20 protein-coding genes and 1 tRNA gene are annotated in these 24,680 nt (G+C 51.7%); 14 read left to right on the forward strand and 7 right to left on the reverse strand.

The window, feature by feature from the left end:
- The first annotated feature begins 128 nt into the window (after positions 1–128).
- From licT to PRIO_RS12170, 3 genes are all read left to right on the forward strand, one after another.
- A complete protein-coding gene (licT, locus tag PRIO_RS12160; protein ID WP_020428452.1) occupies positions 129–965 on the forward strand; it encodes a BglG family transcription antiterminator LicT in 837 nt (278 codons plus the stop codon).
- 137 nt (positions 966–1,102) lie between these two features.
- Positions 1,103–2,998 (forward strand): beta-glucoside-specific PTS transporter subunit IIABC, encoded by a 1,896-nt coding sequence (locus PRIO_RS12165; protein ID WP_020428451.1) that lies wholly within the window; start codon positions 1,103–1,105, stop codon positions 2,996–2,998.
- Between the two features lie 28 nt (positions 2,999–3,026).
- Positions 3,027–4,481: a 6-phospho-beta-glucosidase gene (locus PRIO_RS12170; protein ID WP_020428450.1), complete on the forward strand. Its 1,455-nt coding sequence runs from the start codon at positions 3,027–3,029 to the stop codon at positions 4,479–4,481.
- A gap of 206 nt (positions 4,482–4,687) precedes the next feature.
- Here the strand turns inward: PRIO_RS12170 and PRIO_RS12175 are convergent, their stop codons facing one another.
- Positions 4,688–6,952 carry an FAD-dependent oxidoreductase gene (locus tag PRIO_RS12175; protein WP_046502532.1) on the reverse strand — a complete coding sequence of 755 codons (2,265 nt, stop codon included), beginning with the start codon at positions 6,950–6,952 and terminating at the stop codon, positions 4,688–4,690.
- Positions 6,953–7,097: 145 nt separating this feature from the next.
- On the opposite strand from PRIO_RS12175, the gene PRIO_RS12180 reads away from it, so the two are divergent.
- From PRIO_RS12180 to PRIO_RS12195, 4 genes are all read left to right on the forward strand, one after another.
- A complete protein-coding gene (locus tag PRIO_RS12180; RefSeq protein ID WP_020428448.1) occupies positions 7,098–7,865 on the forward strand; it encodes an AraC family transcriptional regulator in 768 nt (255 codons plus the stop codon).
- Positions 7,866–8,059: 194 nt separating this feature from the next.
- Positions 8,060–8,533 carry an IS200/IS605 family transposase gene (tnpA, locus tag PRIO_RS12185; protein WP_046502536.1) on the forward strand — a complete coding sequence of 158 codons (474 nt, stop codon included), beginning with the start codon at positions 8,060–8,062 and terminating at the stop codon, positions 8,531–8,533.
- Positions 8,534–8,944: 411 nt separating this feature from the next.
- Positions 8,945–9,283 (forward strand): PadR family transcriptional regulator, encoded by a 339-nt coding sequence (locus PRIO_RS12190; RefSeq protein ID WP_020426709.1) that lies wholly within the window; start codon positions 8,945–8,947, stop codon positions 9,281–9,283.
- A gap of 3 nt (positions 9,284–9,286) precedes the next feature.
- Positions 9,287–10,234, forward strand: coding sequence for a permease prefix domain 1-containing protein (locus tag PRIO_RS12195; RefSeq protein ID WP_020426710.1), 948 nt, complete (start codon positions 9,287–9,289; stop codon positions 10,232–10,234).
- Between the two features lie 167 nt (positions 10,235–10,401).
- Here PRIO_RS12195 and PRIO_RS12200 read toward each other — a convergent pair whose 3' ends face one another.
- On the reverse strand, positions 10,402–12,117 hold the full coding sequence (locus PRIO_RS12200) for an ABC transporter ATP-binding protein (RefSeq protein ID WP_039786189.1): 1,716 nt from the start codon (positions 12,115–12,117) through the stop codon (positions 10,402–10,404).
- A gap of 211 nt (positions 12,118–12,328) precedes the next feature.
- Between PRIO_RS12200 and PRIO_RS36380 the strand changes: the two genes are divergently transcribed.
- Positions 12,329–12,433: a hypothetical protein gene (locus tag PRIO_RS36380; RefSeq protein ID WP_020426712.1), complete on the forward strand. Its 105-nt coding sequence runs from the start codon at positions 12,329–12,331 to the stop codon at positions 12,431–12,433.
- 205 nt (positions 12,434–12,638) lie between these two features.
- Positions 12,639–13,868 carry a CynX/NimT family MFS transporter gene (locus tag PRIO_RS12205; RefSeq protein ID WP_046502539.1) on the forward strand — a complete coding sequence of 410 codons (1,230 nt, stop codon included), beginning with the start codon at positions 12,639–12,641 and terminating at the stop codon, positions 13,866–13,868.
- Positions 13,869–13,902: 34 nt separating this feature from the next.
- On the opposite strand, the gene PRIO_RS12210 is transcribed toward PRIO_RS12205, so the two are convergent.
- From PRIO_RS12210 to PRIO_RS12220, 3 genes are all read right to left on the reverse strand, one after another.
- Entirely contained in the window at positions 13,903–14,664 is a 762-nt protein-coding gene (locus PRIO_RS12210; RefSeq protein WP_046502542.1) for a class I SAM-dependent methyltransferase, read from the reverse strand.
- A 247-nt stretch (positions 14,665–14,911) separates the two neighbouring features.
- Positions 14,912–15,517, reverse strand: coding sequence for a LysE family translocator (locus PRIO_RS12215; protein WP_052741443.1), 606 nt, complete (start codon positions 15,515–15,517; stop codon positions 14,912–14,914).
- Positions 15,514–15,981, reverse strand: coding sequence for an Lrp/AsnC family transcriptional regulator (locus tag PRIO_RS12220; RefSeq protein WP_020426716.1), 468 nt, complete (start codon positions 15,979–15,981; stop codon positions 15,514–15,516). Before PRIO_RS12220 ends, PRIO_RS12215 begins: the two co-directional genes overlap by 4 nt.
- A gap of 222 nt (positions 15,982–16,203) precedes the next feature.
- On the opposite strand from PRIO_RS12220, the gene PRIO_RS12225 reads away from it, so the two are divergent.
- The 3 genes from PRIO_RS12225 (at position 16,204) to PRIO_RS36715 (ending at position 18,005) form a co-directional block, all read left to right on the forward strand.
- Positions 16,204–16,287: transfer RNA gene (locus tag PRIO_RS12225), tRNA-Leu, on the forward strand.
- Between the two features lie 492 nt (positions 16,288–16,779).
- On the forward strand, positions 16,780–17,727 hold the full coding sequence (locus tag PRIO_RS12230; protein WP_046502546.1) for an IS110 family RNA-guided transposase: 948 nt from the start codon (positions 16,780–16,782) through the stop codon (positions 17,725–17,727).
- A 62-nt stretch (positions 17,728–17,789) separates the two neighbouring features.
- Positions 17,790–18,005, forward strand: a complete 216-nt coding sequence (locus PRIO_RS36715; protein WP_231869745.1) for a hypothetical protein — start codon at positions 17,790–17,792, stop codon at positions 18,003–18,005.
- A 388-nt stretch (positions 18,006–18,393) separates the two neighbouring features.
- Here the strand turns inward: PRIO_RS36715 and PRIO_RS12240 are convergent, their stop codons facing one another.
- Complete coding sequence (locus PRIO_RS12240; protein WP_039787801.1) at positions 18,394–20,298, reverse strand: serine hydrolase domain-containing protein; 1,905 nt, start codon at positions 20,296–20,298, stop codon at positions 18,394–18,396.
- 167 nt (positions 20,299–20,465) lie between these two features.
- Between PRIO_RS12240 and PRIO_RS12245 the strand changes: the two genes are divergently transcribed.
- Together PRIO_RS12245 and PRIO_RS12250 are read left to right on the forward strand one after the other, a co-directional pair.
- A complete protein-coding gene (locus PRIO_RS12245) occupies positions 20,466–21,182 on the forward strand; it encodes a response regulator transcription factor (RefSeq protein WP_020428070.1) in 717 nt (238 codons plus the stop codon).
- Positions 21,183–21,253: 71 nt separating this feature from the next.
- Positions 21,254–22,261 (forward strand): HAMP domain-containing sensor histidine kinase, encoded by a 1,008-nt coding sequence (locus tag PRIO_RS12250; protein ID WP_231869871.1) that lies wholly within the window; start codon positions 21,254–21,256, stop codon positions 22,259–22,261.
- Between the two features lie 893 nt (positions 22,262–23,154).
- On the opposite strand, the gene PRIO_RS12255 is transcribed toward PRIO_RS12250, so the two are convergent.
- A complete protein-coding gene (locus PRIO_RS12255; protein WP_020426247.1) occupies positions 23,155–24,348 on the reverse strand; it encodes an IS256 family transposase in 1,194 nt (397 codons plus the stop codon).
- Positions 24,349–24,680: the final 332 nt, after the last annotated feature.

A 24,680-nucleotide genomic window follows, 5' to 3' on the forward strand; every position in this document is an offset into this window, starting at 1 on the left:
CTGTCCTTTGCACGCCCGCAGCTATCACGAAATGGAGTGGGTGATGATGATATTCAAGTCCAATGGGTAACACTTAACATCATGGATCTGAACATTTTCGTCCAGTCGGGATAAAGGGAGGTAGCTCTATGATCATCCAGAAAATCTTTAACAACAACGCAATTGTCGCCAAAGATTCGCAAAGGCAGGAGCTTGTTGTTATGGGGCGGGGCATTGGTTTCAAAAAGAATATGGGGGATGAGGTGGAGAAAGAGCTGATTGAAAAGGTATTTATCCTTAAGCAAAAGGAAGCCTCGGAGAAATTCAAGCTGCTGCTGGAGGATGTGCCTTCCGAATATGTATCACTGTGCTATGACATCATTGAGTACGGCAAAAATATGCTGGGGGTTCCGTTGAGTGATTATATCTATGTCACCCTCACAGACCATATCTTCAATACCTTCAAAATGCATGATGACGGCATCCGCAACCCTAATCCCTTACTATGGGAAATTAAAAAGATCTATCCCAAGGAGTTCGCAGTTGGACTGAAAGCCCTGGAGTTCATTGAAGACTCTGCCGGCAAAAAGCTTCCGGAAGATGAAGCGGGCAATATCGCCCTTCATTTAATCAATGCCCAGCTCAGCAGCTCGAACAGCAGGACATCCGATGTCGCCGGGCAGACCCAAAAAATCCAGGACATTCTTAACATCATCAAATACACCTATAATAACAACCTGGATGAACAATCGATCAGCTTTGAAAGGTTCATTACCCATCTGAGATTTTTCTTCCAGCGGATACATCAGAAGAAAAAGATGGAGCTGGAGGATGACTTCCTGCTGAGGCAGGTCAAGGCAAAATACAAAAAGGCTTATAGCTGCATGCTGAAAATTGAAAAGTATCTGAACACCGGATTGTCGGATGAGGAAAAGCTGTATTTAACCATTCATGTCCATCGCGTAACGGAAAGACAAACCGAATAGAAATTTTGGATTGTTACTGGTAAAGCAGGCGAGACCAAAATAGATAGCAGGCTGAGTACTGCTGTTTATTAGGTCCCGTCTTTTTTAAAATATAAGGATTTATATGTTTCACGCCACAATATAAAGGAGCGGTCAACATGAAATACGAAAAGCTGGCAAAAGACATTATTAGTAACGTCGGCGGCAAAGAGAACGTGAATAGTCTGACACACTGCATCACCCGTTTGCGGTTTAAATTAAATGATGAGAGCAAAGCCAACACGGAGATCCTGAAGAATATGGATGGTGTTGTGACCGTAGTGCAGAGCGGGGGGCAGTATCAGGTTGTTATCGGCAACCATGTGCCTGAAGTATATGAGGATGTTGCGGCAATCGGGGGATTTCAAGCGGCGTCTGCCGAGGCGTCAGATGAAAAAGTCGGCCTGTTCAATAAGTTCATTGATATGATTTCCGGCGTGTTCACACCAACGCTCGGTGTACTCAGCGCAACCGGGATGATCAAGGGCTTTGCCGCACTGTTCCTCTCCCTTGGCGTACTCACAAACACATCCGGCACCTATCAGATTTTGAATGCGATCGGGGATTGCTTATTCTACTTCTTCCCGATATTCCTCGGATACACGTCGGCTAAAAAGTTCAACACCCATATTTTCATCGGGATGGCGATCGGGGCCACGCTGGTCTACCCTACCTTTTCCAGCATTACCGCTTCCGGTAAACCGCTATATACCTTATTCAGCGGTACCGTGATCGAATCGCCGGTATATCTGACCTTTCTCGGCATCCCGGTCATTCTGATGAGCTATGCGTCGAGCGTCATTCCGATTATTCTCTCCACATATGTCGGGGGCAAGATCGAAGGCTTCTTTAAAAAGATCATTCCCAGCGTAGTGCGGACCTTCCTGGTTCCCTTCTGCACACTGCTCGTCATTGTCCCGCTTGCCCTGATTTTTATTGGACCTGTTGCCACCTGGGCAGGTCAGCTCCTGGGTGCAGGCACGCTGTTTATATATAACCTGAGTCCGGTGATTGCCGGAGTTCTGCTTGGCGGGTTTTGGCAGGTATTTGTTATTTTCGGCTTGCACTGGGGATTTGTGCCGATTGCCATCAACAACATGACCGTGTTTGGCTATGATACGATTCTGGCGGGGGTATTCGGGGCTTCCTTTGCCCAGACGGGTGTCGTACTGGCGATTCTGCTGCGGACGAAAAACATAAAATTGAAATCGCTTTCTGTACCGGCCGTGATCTCTGGAATCTTCGGGGTTACAGAGCCCGCCATCTATGGGATTACCCTCCCGCGCAAGAAACCCTTTATTCTGAGCTGCATAGCTGGCGGAGTCGGTGGAGGGATTATTGGAATCATGGGAACCAAAGGCTATATCATGGGCGGATTGGGCATATTCGGAATTCCAAGCTACATCAGTCCGGAAGGAATGGATAGAGGTTTTATGGGTGCAGTAATCGGGATTTCGGTCAGCTTCGTGTTGGGCTTCCTGCTGATGTACTTTGGCGGCTTTAAGGATGACGAAGTGAAGCAGGACAACAAGGAACCCCGTTCTGGAGACCCATTAATCAAGCAGGAAACGGTTAGCAGTCCGCTGAAGGGCGAAGTGATTGCATTGTCCGATGTGAAGGATGAAGCCTTCTCTACAGGCGCATTAGGCAAAGGCATCGCCATTGAACCTGCGGAGGGCAAAGTGTATTCGCCGGTAGACGGGGTGTTGACCTCGCTGTTTGCTTCCGGCCATGCCATCGGGATCACCAGTGAGCATGGTGTGGACATTCTGATCCACGTCGGTAAGGATACCGTCAAATTAAAGGGCAAACATTTTACGCCAAAAGTCAAGCAAGGGGATACGGTCAAAAAAGGCGATCTGCTGATGGAATTTGATATGGAAGCGATCAGGGCGGCAGGCTATATCTTAACGACACCTGTAATCGTCTCGAATTCCGGCAACTATCTGGATGTCATTGAAACCGGCAAGAAAAACATCGGGTACAAGGAAGACTTGCTGACCGTAATGATCTAGTCAACCCAATATTAAGGAGGAATAATCAATGAATGAGCTGACGAAGAATTTCCCGCAAGGATTTTTATGGGGAGGGGCAACGGCTGCAAACCAATTCGAAGGCGGCTATAAGGAAGGCGGCAAAGGTCTTAGCACTGCGGATGTAATAACGGCGGGAACGCATACCACTCCACGGAGAATTACACCGGTACTGGAGCAGGGGATGAACTACCCGAGCCACGAAGCCATTGACTTTTATCATCACTATAAGGAGGACATTCAATTATTTGCCGAGATGGGCTTCAAGGTCTTCCGGATGTCCATAGCCTGGTCCAGAATCTTTCCGAACGGGGACGATGCGCAGCCTAATGAAGAAGGCTTGAGGTTCTATGACCGTGTGTTTGCCGAGCTGAAGAAGCATAATATCGAGCCGCTCGTAACCATTTCGCACTACGAAGCTCCTTTCCGTCTGGCACAGCAATACAATGGCTGGTCCGACCGCCGGGTGGTGGACTTTTATGTAAACTATTGCGATGTGATTTTTAACCGGTATAAGGATGTGGTCAAATATTGGCTGACCTTCAACGAGATCAATATTCTTACGATGCCTTTCGGGTCCTTCATGGCGGGGGCGATCCTGCCGGAGGGCAGTGCGGAGTTTGGCAATACGGCGGGGGACAATGAGCAGCTGCGGTATCAGGCCCTGCACCACCAGTTCATCGCAAGTGCGCGGGCAGTGAAGCTTGGGCATAGCATCAATAAAGATTTTAAAATCGGTTGTATGATCGCTTATATGTGCTCCTACCCGCTGACCTGCAGCCCCGAGGATGTCACACTCGCCCAGCAAAAGGATAACCTGACCAACTTCCTGTGCTCCGATGTTCAGGTGCGGGGGGCTTATCCGGGATTCGCCAAACGTTATTTTAAGGAAAAAGGCATTGAGCTGGTCATAGAAGAGGGCGATGACGAGATTCTGCGGGAGGGCCGTGTGGATTTCTACAGCTGCAGCTACTATTCCTCTACTTGTGTGAGTGCTGATCCGGACCGGGAGAAGGTGGGCGGGAATTTGTCCATGGGCTTGAAGAATCCCTATCTGGAAGCCAGCGCCTGGGAGTGGCAGATTGACCCGAAGGGCCTCAGATGGTCCTTGAACAATATTTACAACCGGTATGAAATTCCGCTCATGGTGGTTGAGAACGGTCTTGGCGCAGTGGATACGGTAGAAGCAGATGGTTCTATTAACGATGATTACCGGATCGATTATCTCAGACGGCATATTGCGGAAATGAAGGAAGCTGTGGCTGATGGCGTTGAACTGATCGGCTATACGCCATGGGGCTGCATCGATCTTGTGAGTGCAGGGACCGGCGAAATGAAGAAGCGCTACGGCTTCATCTACGTGGACAAAGACAATGACGGGCAAGGGACCCTTGCACGCTCCCGCAAGAAGAGCTTTTCCTGGTATAAGAAGGTCATCGCAAGCAATGGGGAGGTTCTGGAGTAATCGGGCAGCAGAAGATGAAGATAAGCGGCAAAGGGGTCGTCCCCTAAGCGGCAGCGTGCGCTTTTGGCCACAATAGCGCCTCCGTCCGCAGAGTGTCTGCACCTGGTGCTCACACTGATCCGGCTCCACAAACAAGGGACAGTCCAAGCAGCCATTCGAGGCTCCTGGACTGTCCCTTTTGCATTGCGGGCAATATGGCGGGCCGCTTATTGCGGCGCGCCCCCATATGCCCGGATCTCGATCAGCTCCGCGTGGGGGCTTCCGTTCGTGGATTCAATCACAACCCGGAGGCTCCGCGCCTGTACAGGCTCCGGCAGCCGGTGAATGACTTTGCGCCTGCGGTTGCCGGTTCCGGCGGCAATTTCCGTCCACTCTCCGCCAGCGCCAAAGGCTTCCACCCGGTAATCGCGGACCAGCTCGGGGATGATGGCAAACGGCGTGCGGTGATGGTGCAGATTCACCAGGTCCTCATTGACATCATCGTTGAAGGTCAGATGAATCTCGCCAAGCGTCTGCTCCGAATCCCAATCGAGCTGCAGCCACTCCGGTTTGCCGTCCTCCATCGGCTCCGACATCCACTGCTGCGGTCCGCCGTACGGGCGGTGGTAACCGTTCACCGCTTTGTCCGCCGCGAACGCTGCGGTGGGCGAACTCAAACGGAAGCAGAACGGCCGGCGGGCCTGGCCCTTCATCTTCCAGAGGACGACGAGCTGATCCGTGGAGTGGTCCTCCAGATCCCTGGAAACCTGCGGCTGCTCATCCTTGAAGAAGACCAGCACCCCGCTGTGCGGCTCCAGCGAATGATGAAGGCTGACCGCAGGATTCGCCTTGATGATTACAAAGGCGTTCTGCGGCTGCTCCGGCTGCCACTGCAGATCAAAGGCCACCCACTGCCGCTGCCCGGCTTCGGCATGTGCGGCTGCCCGTGCCTGCAAAGTATGCGGCACGTAATTCTCCCCGCGGCCGGTGTCCCACAGCTCGGCCGTCACTTCCGCTGCCTGCTCCGCGTCCAGCAGCAGCTCAAAGCCGCTGATTCCCGGGTCCGCCGGGAACAGCACGGCCACGTCCTGCCGCAGCCGGTAGGCTTCGCCCGGCTGTGCCAGTTCAAGTGCGGACTGCACGCTGGAGGCGCTGACCCGCGCCCGGCGTGCAAGATCCGCTTCATCGGTGCTGCGCAAGCCGATGATTGAAGCGTCCTGCCGCAGCAGCGTCTGCCGCAGCTCCGTAAGGTGCCGCGCGTGCAGCCCGCGCGGCGTAATGCCCAGGCGGCTGCTGAGCGCCGCCCCGGTGCCGGCGGCTTCGCCGATGACGGCGCAGGTCGCCATCACCCGCGTCGTGCCGAAGGCGACATGGGAGGCGCTGATATCGCGCCCGGCCATCAGCATATTCCGCACATTGGCGGAATACAGGGAGCGGAAGGGGATGTGATACACCCCGTCCGCATGCATATGCTTCGAGCCGCTGGCTTCGGCGTACATCCCCTGCGGGGGATGGAGATCGATCGACCAGCCGCCAAAAGCCACTGCGTCCGCGAACTCGCGCTGGGCGATAATGTCATTCTGGTTCAGCACGTAGTCGCCGATGAACCGCCGGTATTCCCGTTTGCCGGGCAGCGCGCCGACCCATTCCAGCGTCATGTTTTCGGCGCCGAATTTGCCGGAGTTTTTGATATAGTCCCAAATGCCGTAAATGACCGACCACAGCTCATCGCGGATCATTTCATTATCATGCACCGTGTCATGCTCGCCGCCCCATTCAATCCACCAGTAGTGGCAGCCGGAATCGCCGCTTCGGATCACCCGCCGGAGCGGAATCGTCGTTTCCGAAATATCCTTGGCAAAAGAAGGCGGGACAAAGTTCACCGGTACCCCCGCATCTTTGGTATAAAACAGAATAGTGCTGCCTAGTGTGATGCCGTCAGCTGCCTCCGGAGCCCACTCTTCGTTGTATTCACTGCGGGCTTCCCGCCCCAGAGAGAATTTGGCCCCGGCCAGGAAGCCGATCAGGCCATCGCCAGTGCAGTCCAGGTACATGCTGCTCTTGAATGTGATCCGCCGCTCCGAGGCCATCATCCAGCCTACCACGGCAGTGATCGTCCGGTCATCGTCCGGGCCTTCAGCCTGTACCTCGTGGACATCGGTATTTAGATAAAGGGTAATATTCGCCTCGGCTTTTACAGCCTCCAGAACCACCAGATCCCAAAGATAAGGATTGCCCTCGGGGTTGCGGTACTGGTTCTCCAGGAACAGCTCGCCCATAATGCCTGTTTCCCGGGCATAACGGTTCGTTCCATGCGCGGTTGCCCCGCAGACCCAGACGCGCACCTCGCTGCTGGAGTTGCCGCCGAGGACGGGACGGTTCTGCACCAGCGCCACCTTTTGCCCCAGTCTGGCCGCAGCAATGGCCGCACACACTCCCGCCAGCCCGCCGCCGATTACAGTAATGTCATTGTTCACTAGCTCCTGCTTCATAGCTATTCACTCCCGTAACCTCATTTAGATGAACCTGAATGATTAATTCATATCTATAATTTCATCATAGACGCTGCAATTTACTTTTTAAATGCACTATATTATCATCTAACATATACTTTATTTCACTGGGGATGGATGTTTCATGGAGCTTTTGAACCATATTTACTGGCGGCAGAAAAGAGCTTTCGACCTGGCAGAAGATCTCTACGATACTTGGGTGGCTTTTGCTGTGGAAGAAGGCATATTCCGTTATGAAATCGGGGCCGATTCGGGAGAAGCGGGCTTTGCCGATGTGGTGCTGTGTCCGCCGGGGGTTCCCTTCCGCCGGGCGGCCATCACTCCGCTGACCTTTCACTATTTGCAGTTCAGCGCCAGCAGAGAGGAGGCGGCAGAGCTTCTTCCGCCTGCCGGCAGATCGTTCTTCAACGATACCAAGCGGCTCGCTTCGACCTATGCTTGTTTGCGTCAGGCGGGCGAGGAGAATGACTTGCCTTCCGGGCTCTGGAAGAATCATCTTCTTCTGGATCTTTGGCAGCTGTTTCAATGGGAGCGCAGACAGAGCCGGCTGAAGGAGCGGACATTCACCGAGGATGCTTTAATGGCGGAAGCAGCAGGGCTGCTGGAAGAACAGGCCGGGAAGGCGGTCAGCCTTCAGGAGCTGGCCCGCCGGCTGGCATTAAGTCCGGTGCAGCTTACCAGACGGTTCCGCGAGGCTTTTCAGGTGACGCCTTCCGATTATCTCAGAGCAATCCGGCTCAAAAAAGCGCGCAGCCTGCTGGCCGAAAGCACGCTCACCCTTGCACAGATTGCCGAGCGCTGCGGCTATGAGAACGGCTTTTATCTGAGCAGAGTCTTCACCAAAGCCATGGGCGTCAGCCCCTCAGAATACCGCAGACGGAGCCGGGTGTAAGGATAGCACGCGGGTCACAGAGGCCGGGGATCACAGATCTCCGGCTTTTTTTTAGGCTTTAGCCAGTTGAGTGCGTGAAACGCGCGAAACAAAAAACCACCCGCTATGCGGGTGGAGGGATGTAGGGTTTGACCACCAAGACCATTCCGATAAAATTGAGATGTTCAGGCTCAATTGGAAAGGAATGGTCTTAGATGGCAAACAAGAGCTACAGTTTGGCTCACACAAAGTGGATGTGCAAATACCACATTGTATTCACCCCGAAGTATAGACGGAAAGAGATCTATAATCAAGTGAGAAAAGACTTGATCGAAATCTTCAAACGTTTATGTAAATACAAGGGAGTYGATATTATCGAAGGTCACATGATGCCAGATCATGTACATATGCTCGTAGTGATCCCACCCAAAATCTCAGTATCCTCGTTTATGGGCTATCTGAAGGGGAAGAGCTCCCTGATGATATTTGAGAAGCATGCCAGCTTAAAGTATAAGTATGGCAATCGCAAATTTTGGGCGGAGGGATACTACGTCAGCACGGTAGGCCTAAATGAAGCCACAGTAGCAAAATATATACGTGAACAAGAAGCACATGACCAAGCGATTGATAAATTGAGTGTGAAAGAATACGAAGACCCGTTCAGTAGAAACAGTAGCAAGAAGAAGTAAACCAGTTTAACTGGTAAGTGAAAGGGACAACAACACTGAGCCTGAACGATTTATTGTCAGGCTAGCGTCTTTAGGCGCAGTTTGGCAACAAGGGGTTATACCCCAAGAGCAAACCACCCGTTGGACGGGTGGTTCTGATTTTAAAATATAAGAATTTATATGCTTCACGCTATAAATTGTCCTTCTATTTCTCGCTGAAACGGGTACCGTCATTATAAGGACGGCGTAGCCGTTTCTACTTGATAAAAGAATTTAATGCTTCACGCAATAAATGTTCCTTATATTTCTCGCTGAAACGATACCATTCTTAAAAAGGACGGTATCGTTTCCACTTGGCATCCATACTTGCGCTACGTAGAATATTATATTACGATGTACTTAATAACGCGAGGTACTTAGGGAGGGACGGGATTGGAATTTGAAAAAGAGCTGCTCAAGGGCTACATCGATATTATTTTGATCAGCATTGTAAAAGAGAAACCGATGTACGGGTATGAGATTGCCAAAAAAGTCCGCGACATCAGCAGCGGAGCTTTTGACCTCAAAGAGGCTACCTTGTATATGGCGCTGAAGCGGCTGGAGAAGCAGGGAGTCGTGGAAGCTTTTTGGGGCGGGGAACACGAAGCGAGTGGCGGCGGCAGAAGAAAATATTATCGTCTGCTTGCTGCGGGTGAAGAACGGCTGCGCGGAAGCAGGCAAGGCTGGACGATCTTCCGGAATTTTATGGATTCATTAATGGGGAGGGAATAGATCATGACTGATTATAAGCTGAACGGTAAATCTGCCGGGCGCATTGCAGCATATGTAGAGAATCTGTGCCGGCATATGAAGGAGCCAAGCGAACAGGTGAATGATTTCCGCGAGGAAATGACAGCCAATCTTACCTCATCTGTACTTGAACAGATGCATCAGGGCTTGCCGGAGGAGGAGGCAGTGACCGAAGCGCTTGCACGGTTTGGAGAACTGGGTGAAGTGAAGAAAGAACTGGTGCGCATCTACAACATTAAAAGAACTTTTGCAGGCATTGTCCTTAAAGGCGCCTTATCCCTGCTTTTACTAAGTGCCGTTGTACTCGGGCTGATCATCGGAGTATGGAATGAATGGGCTGTGTCCAAGTATCCTAAAGAGGCCTATGCTATGGTACAGGGGGAAGCCAATGTCCGTGGAACTGAGCCATTGTCTGAGCCTCTGCAGCAGAAATTGCAGAACTGGGTGGACCGTACCTGGGGCGTCAAAGGGGTGAGCGTTGAGCCGACTTACGGGAGCGTGGATTATAGAGGCGTGGATCATAGAGTGAACCTGTTCATGTATGCCGAGAACCCGCTTGCCGAAGGAATGCTAAGATTTGTGAATGCCTTTGAGGATGCTCCCCCACCTGAGCAAGAGGGATTTTTGGTCAAAACCAATGCGTTCAGCGAAGTAGGATATAACCCTGCAGATTTTGATCTTGACCAGACGCAGTATCCGTTTGTTGTTCATGTGGCAATGACTTATTTTAACTACACTTTCTTTTACAGTCTGGGCTTATTCCTGCTTGGGGGATACGCTCTGCTCTTTACCGTATGGGCCAGTATGAACGCCTATTATGAGCGCCGCGGCAATGTGGCGTGGGTGCTGCTTTTCCTGTTAACAAATGTGCTTGGCTACGGGCTGTATGTGGTCTCGCGAAGATGGGATCATCCGGGGCTTCAGGTGAATTAAGTCTTATCATTCAAACTGTGAAACCTTTTGTTCAAATATAATTTATAGGCTTTACGCAATACATTATCTTATATTTCTCGTAAAACAGTACCGTCCTGTGAAAGAACGGTACCGTTTCAACTTGTTTATGCTACTATTCTAATCATCGCAGTGCTGAGCCAAGCCGTCTACGCATGATACTGCGCCTGATACAGGCGGCTGTAGGCGCCTCCGGCGTTGACCAGCTCCTCGTGGCGGCCCTCCTCGGAGATGCCGTCTTCGTTGACGACGATGATCCGGTCGGCATTTTTGATCGTGGTGAGACGGTGGGCGATAACAAGTGTCGTCCGTCCTACCGACAGATCCGCCAGCGACTGCTGGATTGCCGCTTCCGTCTCGGTGTCCAGTGCCGAGGTCGCTTCATCCAGAATCAGAATCGGCGGATTCTTCAGGAACATCCGGGCGATGGCCAGCCGCTGCTTTTGTCCGCCGGAGAGCTTCACGCCGCGTTCCCCGATCACGGTATCCATTCCGGCCGGGAGGCCGTTAATCAGCTCCTCCAGATGGGCGCGTCTGGCCGCCTCCCAGATTTCCGGCAGTCCGGCATCCAGCTTGCCGTAGGCAATGTTCTCGCGGATGGTGCCGGAGAAGAGGAAGACATCCTGCTGCACAATCCCGATTTGCTTCCGCAGCGCGTTCAGCTTCATGTCGCGGATGTCGGTTCCATCAATGGAGATAGAGCCGCCGGTGACATCATAGAAGCGGGGCAGCAGGCTGCAAATGGTCGTTTTTCCGGCCCCTGAAGGACCTACAAAAGCAATGGTTTCCCCGGCGTTCACCCTCAGGCTGATGCCATCCAGTACCGGCCGGCCCGGATCATAACCAAAGCTGACCTGGTCAAAAACGATATCCCCTCGCAGCGGACCGGTATCCACAGCCCCGGGCTTGTCAGCGATGTCAGGCTCTGTATCGATGACCTCAAGGTAGCGTTTGAACCCGGCAATGCCCTTCGGATAGCTCTCGATAACGGCGTTGATTTTGTCAATCGGGCGGAAAAAGATATTGGACAGCAGAATAAAAGCCACGAATTCACCGATCTCCAGCTCTCCCTGAATGAAGAACCAGGCACCGCAGATCATCACAACGATCGTAATCAGACGGGTCATCATATAGCTGACCGACGAGCTTTTGGCCATCAGCTTGTATGCCATCAGCTTGGTGGAGCGGAACATCTGGTTGTCGGCGGCAAAAAGCCGCTTCTCATGTTCTTCATTGGCAAAAGACTGAACCACACGGATGCCTCCGACATTATCCTCGATCCGGGCATTGAAGCTGCCCACATTGCCGAAAAGCTGATGATAGGTGCTGGTCATGTTGCGGCCGAAGTGGATGATGATCCAGGCCATGAGCGGAACTACAATAAAGGTGATAACCGCCAGCTTGAGATTAATATCGGCCATCAGGACAAATGCGCCTACAAGCGTCATTACGGCGATGAACACATCCTCCGGCCCATGATGCGCCACCTCGCCGATATCGTTCAGGTCATTTGTGATCCGGCCGATCAGATGCCCGGTTTTATTGTTGTCAAAAAAACGGAAGGATAACTTCTGGATATGATCGAACATCTTTTTGCGCATATCCGTTTCGATGTTGATTCCCAGCATATGGCCCCAGTAGGTGACGATATATTGCATCGCGGTATTCAAGGCGTAAATGGCCATCAGCGCTATGCAGGCGATCAGAATCAGCGGCCAGTTCTGACCCGGCAGCAGGTCATCGATGAATTTATTAACCGCCACTGGAAAGGCCAGCTCCAGCAGGCCGGCTCCCACCGCACAGGTGAAGTCGAGAACAAACAATTTTTTGTAAGGACGGTAATAGGAAAAAAAACGACGCAGCATCTCTTGCTCACTCATTTCTGTATATTATATCTCTATTGAGAGTCATTCTCAGTAAGAACCTCATGTTAAGGATACTAAAGAGGCTGGAGTGATTTGTCAACGGAAAAGATAATTATAATGGACAGTGCCGGCGTTTTTTACCGCGTTACCCAATCCTAATCAACTCTTTCTACATAATTTAAATGTATTCCAGGAAGAAGGAGGAGTAATCATGGGCGAAAATGTTGGAGGGTACGGCGGCGCTTTTACGTCTACAGGTGCCATTCTGGTTCTGTTCATCCTGCTCGTAATCATTACCAAATCTCTCTGGGTATAATTGCAATGCTTCTTAATAGGTTTCTTAAGCCAGTTCCAGGAACTGGCTTTTTTTACTGCATGGAGCGGCCGATATGCCAAAAACCTATGCATGGTTAGCGGTAAAAGAATATAATGGAACAATGTGATTATTACATAGAATAGCGCATTCCCTCGGACAAGCCTGTGATGTTGTTCAGAAAATGTGCTGCAACCGGGAGGACATCATGAAATCCAAACAACAAACCGCTGTTACGCTAGAATTGGACAAGACCCGGCCGGACACCGGAGCAAACCGCTTTCTGCTGGTGGTGGGCATTATTTTTGTTGCAGCAGCTCTCCGTGCCCCCTTTACATCCGTTGGGCCTTTGCTGGGCATGATCCGCGATGATTTGGGGTTGTCCAACACGCTGGCGGGAGCGATTACGACATTGCCGCTGCTGGCATTTGCCCTGTTGTCGCCTTTTGCGCCGCAGCTTGCCCGCCGGTTTGGCACCGCCAATGTTCTGATGCTGGCTCTGCTAGCCCTTTCCATGGGCATTCTGATCCGTTCGGGTTCGGGCACGGTTATGCTGTTCGCAGGCACCGCGATGATCGGGTTGTCCATCGCGGTCTGCAATGTGCTGCTGCCGGGATTAATCAAGGGGAAGTTTCCAGAGCGTATTGGACTGATGACCGGCGTGTATACCGTTTCCATGAATATCTGTGCAGCTGCCGCCTCAGGCATCAGCGTTCCACTGGCGCAGCATGCCGGATTCGGCTGGCGGGGCACATTGGCGCTGTGGTTTGCCGTGGCCTCGTTAGCAACAATATTCTGGATTCCCCAGATGCGGAATATGACGAAGGGAAATACTGCAGATCACAAACAATCCTCCATCCGGATCTGGCGGTCCCCGCTCGCGTGGCAGGTTACCCTGTTCATGGGTCTGCAATCGCTGCTGTATTACGTGCTGATCGCCTGGTTTTCCGTGATTTTGAGTGAGCGGGGGATGTCCTCCAGCCATGCAGGCTGGATTCTGTCCCTCATGCAGCTGGCCCAGCTGCCGTTTACCTTTTTCGTGCCGCTCTGGGCGGGCCGGATGAAAAACCAGCGCAGCCTGGTGGTCATAACATCCATTCTTTTTATGATTGGTATTCTCGGTGTCTGGCTGGGCAGCACTGCCTGGATGGCTGTTTGGGCTATTGGGATCGGAATCGCCGGGGGCTTTGCCTTTGGACTTGCGATGATGTTTTTCAGTCTGAGGACCCGCAGCACACAGGAGGCCAGCGAGCTGTCGGGCATGGCCCAATCTGTCGGGTATCTGCTGGCGGCAATGGGGCCGGCACTGTTTGGGCTGCTGCATGACGTGAATCATAGCTGGAACGTGCCGCTGGCCTTACTGGCTGTGGCGAGCGTTTTGTTATTCGTGGCAGGGCTTGGTGCGGGCAGCAGCCGGTTTGTAGGCGACCCCAAATAAGGCCGGCAGAGCCGCCTCCGCCTGAAAATGTGAATCAGAAATTTTTTCTGGCGGCTACACGGATTCGCCTGTAGTCCATGACCCATTGATCGCCCTGGAATAATTGCGGCTTCAGCTCCTGTTCGAGATAAGTGAGAACTTCAGTACGCTGCCCAGGGGACAATACGCTTAGAATTCCATCTGCGAAGGTATTCAGCCAGCGCACCAAACCTTGCGCTCCGCCTTGAAGCGGAGTAGGGCGGTCGAAGCACAGGGCCAGCCCGACGGTGAAGCCGTTCTGCTCCAGCAAGGCAGCGTATTCTCCGATGCTGGGGAAATACCAGGGCAGCTTCAGCTTGCCGCTGCACCCGATAGCCTCGAAGGCCCGCGGCAGCCCGGCTGCCACAGAGGCGATGTTGCCCTGCCCGCCGAATTCGGCGATGAGGCGGCCTCCGGGACGCAGGCTGGCGGCCATGCTGGATACAGCTCCCTCTGCATCCAGCAGCCAATGGAGTGCGGCATTGCTGAATATGGCATCCGCAGCAGGCTCCGAGCGGTAGGCCTGGCCATCGGCGAGCACGAATTCCAGCTGCGGATGTTTGCTGCGGGCGGCGGCGATCATCTCCGGCGATGCATCGATTCCGGTGACAGAGGCGCCATGTCCGGCAATTGCCGCAGCCAAATCACCGGTGCCGCAGCCCCAATCGATAACCCTTTCACCGGGCTGAGGCTGCAGCAGTTCAATCAGCGACTCTCCAAAACGGGAAACAAAAGCCATATCCTTATCATAGGTCCCGGTATTCCACTGCTGGTTCATTAGTATGCTCCTTTCGGGTGAAGCAGGAATTACTACTGTTGTATCATGGTGTGCGCTTATAAGTGAAATATATAATACGAATAAAGGTAATTGTCTCAGCCTATAACCTGCGGATTGGTGAGGCAACAGCTATGCCCACCTCTATAAGCATAAGCTTGGCGCATAAGCCCAGAGACAGTGTTGTTTGTGTTGATGCGGCTGGCTGGAAATGTTCTGTGTCCGGTTTCATCTCGTACCATCCATCCCGTTAAGCGCAGTGAGGATGCCGTACAAGCTGAACAGGATCAGAATAACCGCTGAAGAGAGGTTCAGCCAGCTGGGTGAAGGACGCAGGAAGTTTGCCGCTGATCCATTTGAGTATGGAGACGAACAGCAGCCACCAGCAGCCAGAGCCGGCCGCGATCCCCGCAGGCAGAAACCAGGAGCTCCCGGCTGCAGTCCCAAGTGAAGCCGAAAGCGCCGCAAAGCTCAGAAGGGTGGCCGGATTCGCCAAGGTCAGCAGAAAAGATGACAATAAACAGTAGGGGATGCCGCTGCTGCGGGGTGAGTCGGGCTTGGAACCGGACTCACCCCGCAGCAGGCTTTTTGCACCCAAAAGCCCAAGCAGCAGGCTGCCGGACAGCCGGAGCGGCAGGGCATAGGCGGAAGTGAAATCATTCACAACTCTGAAGCTGGTGACAGTAACGAGAGCATATCCGGCATCGGCCAGAGCAATGCCGAAGCCGGTGGCTAAGCCTGCACGGAAGCCCTGCTGCAGGGTCCGGTTCATGCAGAGCAGCGACATGGGACCGACAGGAGCGGCTACGACGAAGCCAAAGCCGATGCCGCTGAGAAGGGGAGCCCAGAAGATCATGGAGCATGTTCCGAAGGGGGCAGCGGGGCATTCGGAGTTTCTTTGACCGTTCCCAAGATAATGGTAGTACGGGTGCGGACAATGCCGGGCAGGCTTTTCAGCTCCCCGCTGATGATCCGGTCGAGATCACGTGTCCCCCGGCAGCGCACCTTAAGCACATAATCGTCATCCCCGGCTGTATGATGGCATTCCTGAATCTCCGGCAGCTTCTGCACCAGCTCCAAAAAAGCCTGCCGGTGCACCGGACGCTCCAGCGAGACCGCAATCAGCGCTCCCAGCCCGTATCCGGCGGATTCGGCATCGATCAGCGCCGTGTACCCTTTAATCATTCCTTGTTCCTCCAGCTTCCGCACCCTGTCCGCCGCCGCCGGTGAGGAGAGGCCCAGCAGTCCGGCCAGCTCAGCCCAGGTGATCCTTCCATTGTCCATTACTGCCCTGATGATTTTGTAATCAATGGCATCCATAGGAGTCCTGCCTTTCATTATTGTGTATTTACTACAAATTACCTTATATAATTAATTTAATCAAGATGTTTTTCTTGTAATGAAAGGTGAAATGCATGTTTTACTTTTTTATTTTAAAGGGATTTGTTTTTTTGTGTATGCTGCAATTAAAATCTCTTGCCTTTTATTCGAAAAGAGAGTATAGTCTTACTTACAGCGATCAAAACGCTAAATACATAATATGCGGTCATGGCGGAATTGGCAGACGCGCTGGCTTCAGGTGCCAGTGGTAGCAATATCGTGGAGGTTCGAGTCCTCTTGACCGCATCACACAAAAAACCGTTCCCTTGGTGAAATGGAGTACCATCCATTAACCAGGGGAACGGTTTTTTGTTGTTTAGGAAACTATGATTACTTCCGCATGTGGATAAAAATATGCTTAAAGAGGATTCGTTGGTCTAGATATCCTAATTCCAACTAGCACTTGCTTACCGGCTTCTTCGCAGGTGCTAGTTGGAAAAAGGGAACTTATTTTTCCGAAAATTAAGAAATCCTGAGAGTTAAGTGGAAAAAGTAAACTTAATCACCCATGGCCTGGCGGCCACCGTCGGTCATGAAAATCAGGTGAAGTCAGAGTGTATATTTGGTAAAATCGTGCTGTGGATCAGAGGTCGATTCAATATTGGTGAAACATCCCGAAACTTAATCTGACCAACTGCAACGACGAGGATCGCCGAGTGTTGCCACGAGCACGTGTATAAAATTTTATCTCTTAAGGTTGCATGATCCACGCATACTTTTGGCTTGGAGGTAGGGAATATGGATGCCATTCGTGAACGTTGTGCTGGGTTGGATATTCATCAGGAGACGGTGGTGGTTTGTCTACTGAGTGGCCCCCTGGAGAAGAAACCCAAGTCCGTGATCGAGACGTTTGGAACCACGACCCGCGAGCTTTTGAGATTACAGGAGTGGCTGGAGCAGCAGGGATGTACCGAGATTGCCATGGAAAGTACAGGGGTCTTTTGGAAACCCGTGTGGAACATTCTAGAAAGCACCTGTACGATCACGCTGGCCAACCCGCAACGCATCCGCAATATGCCCGGGAAGAAGACCGACGTCAAGGATGCCGAGTGGATCGCCAAGCTCCACCGCTGCGGCTTGATTGAGGGAAGCTTTGTCCCGGACGAGCCCATCCGCGATTTGCGTGACCTTACCCGGTATCTGCGCAAGCTTAAGCAAAACGCGACGCAAGAAAAGAACCGGATTCACAAAATTCTACAAGATGCCAACATTAAACTGACCACGTATGTCTCCGATCTTTTTGGCGTTTCCGGTCGTGCGCTACTGGACTCGATTGTGAATGGCGAAGTGCTGGAGGTGCATGAGGTCCGCAAGCTGGTGCATACCCGGCTGAAGATGAAGGTGCCTTCACTGGTCGAAGCGATGAACGGCCGACTACGTCTGCATCACCGGAAGATGATCCGGCGTCATTGGGATCATTTGCAGTATCTGGAGAGTGAAATGCAGACGTTGGAAGCTGAAATTGAGGAACTGGTGCAACCATACATGAAGGAAATTGAACTGCTGGATACCATTCCAGGCGTGAGCACGGATGCCGCGGCGAGCATCGTGGCGGAACTGGGTACCGACGTGTCTCCTTTTCCAAGTGAAGCTCATCTGGCCTCTTGGGTCGGGGTGTGTCCAGCCAACCATGAGAGCGCCGGTAAAAAAAAAGTAAAAAGAACCAACGCGGGAACCGAGGTCTGAAAGCCGTACTCGTCCAGTGCGCTTGGGCAGCGAGCAAGTCCAAGAATAATCGGCTTTCCGCTATGTACAGTCGGATCGTGAAACGGGCAGGAAAACAGAAAGCCATCGTCGCTTTAGCCCATGCAATGATCCGAATCATGTATGTGATGCTTCGGGATAAAGTCCCCTATACCGAGCTGGGGACGGAATATCTGAACACCCCCGAGCAGACCGCAAATTACCTGATTAAAAAACTTCAAAAGCTAGGCTACCAAGTGGAACTGACGCCTACCACATGATATCCACTTTATAAAAAAATGAAGTTCCGATATAGGGGATCTTTAAAGCAAAAATCACTTTCGAGCTGTGAAGCGACAAAGTGATTTTCGTATAAATTGGTCCACTTTTCTTGAACAATGGCGAAAAGAGCTGAATTAGTGTCCCTTTTTCCACCTCATCTGTCGTGGGCAGGATGCTATGGACAAATTAGTTAACCTTTTTCCACTAAAGAGTTGCCTTAGGATTCATGGGGAGCTGGAAGCATTAGAAGAATCATGCGGTTGCGGTAGCACCCCCCGTCCATCAGCAGCATGAAGCGGACAGAGAAGGCGCTATTTGGCAATAGCAGATTTCCTGTCCGCATCCCTAGCGGAAGAATCGTGAAGCGGCTCTTTTAGCTCTGAATGTTCAAGAGAAGTGAACAGAGAGCATATTCCAATAGAACAAGAAGAAAGTATAGCCCAAACTCATGACTACCAGCAGGTAGCGTCCGTACCGGACCATCCGCTTTTCATCCGTATTCTGCTGCTGCCTTACTGTCTTAATGCCCAGGTGGATTGCCGCAGCGGCAGCGAGCAGAGGCAGAGATGAGAAGCCCCAGGCGTACCATGCCGGATAGCCGAAGAGAACCTGCGAGTTGCCATACAGGAGTTGGCCGATCAGGTAAATGGAAAAAATGACGGCAATCAATGCCGCATGTCCGAGCTTCTGCTGCTTTTTGCGCCGGATTAATTTCAGCAAGCTTCGAATCAGCACAGTGAGAACGATAACGGGCCACGCCAATCCAATACCGGCATAGATGGCCAGAAGAGTAGAAGGCTGCTGTAAAAACGGAGGTTTTTCCTCTATAGTAACCCCTTGGATAAAGGTTAGCTTCCAGACGCCCTCTTGCTGGTGGAACGAGATGAACTCCCCGCTCTCTTTGTCCCGGAATAACCCTTCCCGGACAGGAATATAGGTTTTGGACTCCTTCGATCCCGTTCCCTCCGGAAAGACCCCTGTAATCCGCAGCGTTTCCCCTGCATTTTTCACATCAAAGTTTTTCCCGCCCAGCCATCTGAACCATTTGCCCCAGCCATGCTGCGGCCCCAGACCCATGGTATAGGTACGCACATATTGCTCCAAGTCGGGAGAGGAAGGGGGAGCTACTGACGGGTCCTGAATCAGTGGTTCAGGCAGGAGGCGCACAATAGCATCTGTCACTTGATCGCGCAGCGGTTTTCCGGGTGACTCTGCATTGCTCACAACTAATATGCCAAGCTTATGCTCAGGAATCAGCTGCATTTTGGCAGCGAAGCCGTCGATGTCTCCGGTGTGGGACAGGGTGAGAATCCCGTTGTCCGTACGATTCCGGAACAAGCCATAACCTACGCCTTCCACATCCGGATGCTCTGTAAACTGCCGGGCCTGCATTTCTTCTACGGTAGATTGTTTAAGGATATGCTGTCCCTGATAGCTGCCTTCATTCAACAAAGCGATCATGTAGTGAGCCAATTCATCAGGTATCACACTGAGGGCGCCTGCCCCTGGCAGATTCGGGTAAGAGTAGGGGATTTCCTGGAAGCTTCCCTCCTGATATTGATAGGATTTAGCCATGTCCGGGTCGCTTTCCTGATGAGCCAGGCTGGCACTCGGCATTTGCAGGGGCCCGAACAGATTGTGCTGCATGTAAGCCTCAAGCGTGCTTCCCGTTACTTGTTCAACGAGGAAGCCGGCAAGGCCCGCTCCGGGATTGCTGTAAGCATATTCTGTCCCCGGCTCACGGACGGGGGGCTGCGTGTCCAGATACTGCCGCAGAAAAGTCTCTGCTGACAAAGCCTTGTCCGCTGACTGCGCCGACAGGTTGTAGACACCTTCATCCAATCCGGCCGTATGCGTCAGCAGATGGTGCAGGGTAATGGGATGGCCGTGGAATAGGGGAACCTTGAAGCCTGGCAAATAAGTGTTAATATCCTGGTCCATCGCTACCTTGCCTTGCTCCTGCAATTGCATGACCGCTGTTGCAGTCATGGACTTGGTAAGCGATCCGACCCGCATTACGGTATGTCCGGGATCGACAGGAAGCTGTTTCCCGATATCGGCATAGCCGTATCCCTTGCTGAATACAATGCGGTCCCCCTCTGTTACGACAACAGCCGTGCCCGGAATGTGATCTGCCTCCATGATTTTATTAAGGAGTGGAGTCAGGGTTTCCTCAAGCCGTTCCTGCGTAATGGCATCATCCGTGCCGGCTGCTTGAGCAGCAGGGACGATTCCGAAGGTACCCATCCAGAGAATAACAGAAATGATAAATACAGATTTCAACTTCATCATCAGAACCTCCAAAACTAGTGCTGTGTAAATCTTCTGTGTTTAGCATAAGGGAGAATTCTTTCACAGCTATGTCGCCAATCTTACAATAACCTTAAATCGCTTAAAATAGGCCCGGAATATGATAGACTAATGAACATGAAAGCGGGAATGAATGAGGAGGCTTGGATGTGCAGCGAACGGTACTGCTCGTCGACGACAACCGGGAAATTATAGAGCTTTTGAAACTTTTTCTGGAGAAGGAAGGACTGCGTATCTTAGAAGCTTATAATGGTGCTCAGGCATGGACATGCATTCAGCAGGAATCCATTGATCTGGCCGTGCTTGATATTATGATGCCTGAGCTTAACGGTGTTCAATTGCTGCAGCTGCTCCGCGCGGAATACAAGCTGCCGGTAATTCTGCTGTCTGCCAAAAATCAGGACAGTGACAAAATTCTGGGCCTGCGCCTGGGCGCCGACGATTTCATCTCCAAACCGTTTAATCCGCTGGAGGTTGTGGCCCGGATTCATGCCATGCTAAGGCGTACTTATGATTTCAATGAACCGGCAGAACCCGTCCAGGATACCCTGGGTCATACCAGTATCGGGGAGCTGATGCTTGACCATACAGACTGCATGTTGTATAAGGCCGGGCGGGAGATTCCATTAACCGCAATCGAATATAAGCTGCTGTCCACGCTGATGAATGCGCCTGGGCGCATTTTTACCAAAAAGCAATTGTTCGAGCAGGTCTGGTCAGAGCATTATTATGAGGATGCCAATACCATTATGGTGCATATCTCCAGATTGCGGGACAAGGTGGAGGAAACCCCGAAGCAGCCTGAGTATATCCGGACGATCCGGGGACTGGGTTATAAGTTTGCCAAAAAGGATGATTTCCGCTGAAAAAAACGAAGCTTTTCTCCAAGCTGATCCGATCCTATATTTATTTTGCCCTTACGCTGGGGCTGGTTGTTGTGGTTTTTCTGATGATCGCTCTCGATATCAATACTCAAACCATAGAACTTAGACTGCCCACTTTGCTGCTGGTGCTGGGGCTGTTTGGCATGAGTATTTATATATTCAGCCAGTTGATGGTCAAACGCATTACCAGGCCGCTGGAGCAGATTGCGGAGGCTATAGAGCGAATGGGCAAAGGAGAGTATAAAGAGCGTCTCTCTATTACAGCAGACTATGAGTTCTCGGTGATTCAGCACCGTTTTAATGAGATGGCAGAGTCGCTGGAACAGGCCGAGCGGGAGAACCGCAGACTGCAGGATAGCAAGCAGCGGATGCTCGCTGATCTGTCCCACGATCTAAAAACACCGGTTACAACGATCCAAGGCTATGCCAAGGCACTGCAGCTGGGGCTCGTGGATAGTGAGGAGAAAAAGGAACGGTACCTGCAGCTCATCTATAACAAAGCTACCGTGGTCACTGCACTGATCGATGATCTGTTCAGACTGTCCAAGCTGGAGCGTCCGGACCATCCTATATCGGTTGAGCGGGGAGATTTGGCTGAATTGCTGAGAGAAATTGCCGCCGATTATTACGATGCCATGGAGGACAAAGGAATGGTCATGGAACTGGATATACCTTCGGGAGAGGTTATGGCGGATTATGACCCGGGCCTTATGCGCAGAGCCATAGCCAATCTGCTGTCCAACGCAGTACAGCATAACAGCGGGGGGACGGTGGTTCTGATCGCTCTGGAGGAATTGGCTGAGGACGTGAGGATTAGAGTTCAGGATAACGGGGGCGGAATATCCGATGAATTGAAGGAAGTGATTTTTGATCCCTTTGTGCGCGGGGATGCGGCCCGGCCGGGAGATGGGGGCACCGGGCTGGGACTGGCAATCTCCAAGCAAATCCTGGAGCTGCATAGAGGGAAGCTGAAGCTGGATAACCGGAACGGACTGACTGTATTTGAGCTTGTGGTCCGCAAGAAATCCGGGACCGGAGAGCCGGCAGCAGGACACGAATAATCCGGAAAGGGCCTTGAGGAATCGAGGCCTTTTTCGAATGATAATATGTTTTGGGGGAACTGACTTCCCCCTTATTTAACTGTAATACAGTGTTAAAAAATGTGGATATCATGGAAGCCTCACAGGAATATATGCGATGCAGGAGGATAGGGCTTTATCCGCGGACTGAAGCGGACCGAGTAACCCTTATTTTGCCAAAAATCTTACTTTATTTACAGTTACGGACTCAGGAGCCGTTATCACGTTCGAATGAGCCTGGAATAAAAGGGAAAGGGAGAAATAAGGGCATCTGAGTCCGTAGTCCTGCGGAATAGCCGAATCTTCTATCCATAACGGCTCTCCTGTCCGTAACGGGCTGCGGATCGATCGCGAAGGAATAGGGCGATCCGTTTTTACCGGCTTCTTCGCAGGTGCTATATAAATTGAACTTGAAAATATTACAAATAAGGGAAAAGTGGCGGAGGAGAAGTTTGGAACTGTAGGAGCGGTAGCGTCCGCCTTTGTCTGCGGATTTCAACCGCGAACAGTGGTATACAATCAAGAAATCTGCAGACAACAGCGACCGGAAGTCCAAACATTCTCTGGAGCCTCGACCAATCCCAAATAGAAAAATCACAAGTTCAATTTATATAGTTGGAAAAAGGGAACTTATTTTTCCGGAAATTAAGAAATCCTGAGATTGAAGTGGAAAAAGTAAACCTAATGGGCCACTTTTCCGGTCCAATGGCGAAATGGGCTGAATTAGTGTCCCTTTTTCCACTTCATCTGCCTAAGGGTAGGTAGTGTCAAGAAGTTTGTGTAAGAGTAGAGTATCTCTTTGGATTGTATCTTTTTAGGGTGTAGGGGGGTTGTGGGTGCGGGGGTACCCCCGCACCCACAACCCTGCAAACGCTCTACTCTGCGGCCTGTGGTTCGGCCATCGAATAGCGTTCGTCAAATAACTTGCTGAGTTCCTTTTTCACCGTATCCATCCCAAACCCAGGCACCACTCGGTCCGCAAACCGTTCATTGTAGGCCGTTGCTTCCAAATATACGATTTTCTCAGCTGCATCCATGTTCGTGAGACTGTTCATGGGCTTGAGTCGCTTCCGAATTTCCTTGTTCATTCGCTCGATCGGGTTCGACGTGTAGATCGCTTTGTGGATTTCCACAGGGTACTTGTAGAATGTCAGCAGCGTGGACAACTGTTCTTCCCATGAGGCTATTTCCTTCGGGTACAGCTTGCTCCACTTGGCTTTCACGGTATCGAATGCGGCCCGGGCTACCTCCTCATCCGGCGCGGTGTATACCGTCTTCAGGGCTTCAATGACGTCAGTCTTGTGTTCGACCCGGATTTTGGGAAACGTGGCCCGTACCTTGTGCACCACGCAATGCTGCACATCCGCTTTGGGGTACATTTCTTTAAAGGCGGCATCCAGGCCCGGGAGTCCGTCAAATACACCCAGAAGCACTTCCTGCGCTCCGCGGTTGTACAGATCTTTGAGGACCTCCCGCCAGCCGTTTGAACTCTCTTGACCACCGACGTAGAACCCAAGGATTTGACGATGTCCCTCTTCGTCGATGCCCATCGCAAAATAGATGACTTCCCCACTGACGGTCCCGCGTCTGAGCTTCACGTACAGCCCGTCCAGGTAAATCACAGCGTAGCGTTTGGCGAGCGGACGGGACTGCCAGTTCTGAATATCCTCCAGCACCGTAGCCGTAATGTTGCTCACGGTCGCTGCGGAATAATGACTGCCGAACATACTTTCAATGAAACGGGCCACGTCCCGTGTACCCATGCCGCTTTTGTACATCTGGATGACCGCCTCTTCCAGCCAGCCGTCTCTGCGTTGGTAGGGCTCGAACACTTGGGTCTGGTAGTACCCTTTACGGTCTCTAGGCACCTCCAGATCCTCCAAATGACCGTATTTGGTATGCAGATCCCGCTTGTAATATCCATTGCGGCTGTTACGTACACCCACTTGCTCATTCTCCATGAAGTACTGAATCTCAGCCCTCATGATGGATTCCAGGTGGTCTTTGACAAACGTAGTGACAAGATTTTCAAATAGATTATTCAGCATATTTTCGGGTACAATAGTCATCGAGTAGGGTTCCTTTCTTGGTGGTTTCGCAATCCCGAGAATACCCTACTTTTTTGTTGCCTGCTAGGCTCCAAATCTTGGTACACAACTTACTTTACGCCATCTAAGGGTAGGGTACTTCGGCAAATTAGTGTACCTTTTTCCACTTAAAGAGTTGCCGTAGGATTCATGGGAGTCGTTCTCCAGGTAACGCTAGAACCAAGACGGCTGCGCTGTCCCGTGGAGGACGGTACAGCCGTTTTTGTTCAAATATAGAATTTATATGTTTCACGCTATAAATGTTCCTTCTATTTCTCGCTGAAACGGGTGCCGTCCTAATAAGGACGGCGTAG

This window comes from Paenibacillus riograndensis SBR5 (genome assembly GCF_000981585.1).
In the GTDB taxonomy this organism is placed as follows: Bacteria; Bacillota; Bacilli; order Paenibacillales; family Paenibacillaceae; genus Paenibacillus_AQ; species Paenibacillus_AQ riograndensis.

What these genes read in the sequence shown, in the direction of transcription:
- PRIO_RS12165 (WP_020428451.1), top strand. Translation starts at nt 1,103, where the DNA reads ATGAAATACGAAAAGCTGGCAAAAGACATTATTAGTAACGTCGGCGGC.
- PRIO_RS12220 (WP_020426716.1), bottom strand. Translation starts at nt 15,981, where the DNA reads ATGGATGCCATTGATTACAAAATCATCAGGGCAGTAATGGACAATGGA.
- licT (WP_020428452.1), top strand. Translation starts at nt 129, where the DNA reads ATGATCATCCAGAAAATCTTTAACAACAACGCAATTGTCGCCAAAGAT.
- PRIO_RS36715 (WP_231869745.1), top strand. Translation starts at nt 17,790, where the DNA reads ATGTACAGTCGGATCGTGAAACGGGCAGGAAAACAGAAAGCCATCGTC.
- PRIO_RS12175 (WP_046502532.1), bottom strand. Translation starts at nt 6,952, where the DNA reads ATGAAGCAGGAGCTAGTGAACAATGACATTACTGTAATCGGCGGCGGG.
- PRIO_RS12205 (WP_046502539.1), top strand. Translation starts at nt 12,639, where the DNA reads ATGAAATCCAAACAACAAACCGCTGTTACGCTAGAATTGGACAAGACC.
- PRIO_RS12180 (WP_020428448.1), top strand. Translation starts at nt 7,098, where the DNA reads ATGGAGCTTTTGAACCATATTTACTGGCGGCAGAAAAGAGCTTTCGAC.
- PRIO_RS12240 (WP_039787801.1), bottom strand. Translation starts at nt 20,298, where the DNA reads ATGATGAAGTTGAAATCTGTATTTATCATTTCTGTTATTCTCTGGATG.
- PRIO_RS12255 (WP_020426247.1), bottom strand. Translation starts at nt 24,348, where the DNA reads ATGACTATTGTACCCGAAAATATGCTGAATAATCTATTTGAAAATCTT.
- PRIO_RS12170 (WP_020428450.1), top strand. Translation starts at nt 3,027, where the DNA reads ATGAATGAGCTGACGAAGAATTTCCCGCAAGGATTTTTATGGGGAGGG.
- PRIO_RS12195 (WP_020426710.1), top strand. Translation starts at nt 9,287, where the DNA reads ATGACTGATTATAAGCTGAACGGTAAATCTGCCGGGCGCATTGCAGCA.
- PRIO_RS12215 (WP_052741443.1), bottom strand. Translation starts at nt 15,517, where the DNA reads ATGATCTTCTGGGCTCCCCTTCTCAGCGGCATCGGCTTTGGCTTCGTC.
- PRIO_RS12230 (WP_046502546.1), top strand. Translation starts at nt 16,780, where the DNA reads ATGGATGCCATTCGTGAACGTTGTGCTGGGTTGGATATTCATCAGGAG.
- PRIO_RS36380 (WP_020426712.1), top strand. Translation starts at nt 12,329, where the DNA reads ATGGGCGAAAATGTTGGAGGGTACGGCGGCGCTTTTACGTCTACAGGT.
- PRIO_RS12200 (WP_039786189.1), bottom strand. Translation starts at nt 12,117, where the DNA reads ATGCTGCGTCGTTTTTTTTCCTATTACCGTCCTTACAAAAAATTGTTT.
- PRIO_RS12210 (WP_046502542.1), bottom strand. Translation starts at nt 14,664, where the DNA reads ATGAACCAGCAGTGGAATACCGGGACCTATGATAAGGATATGGCTTTT.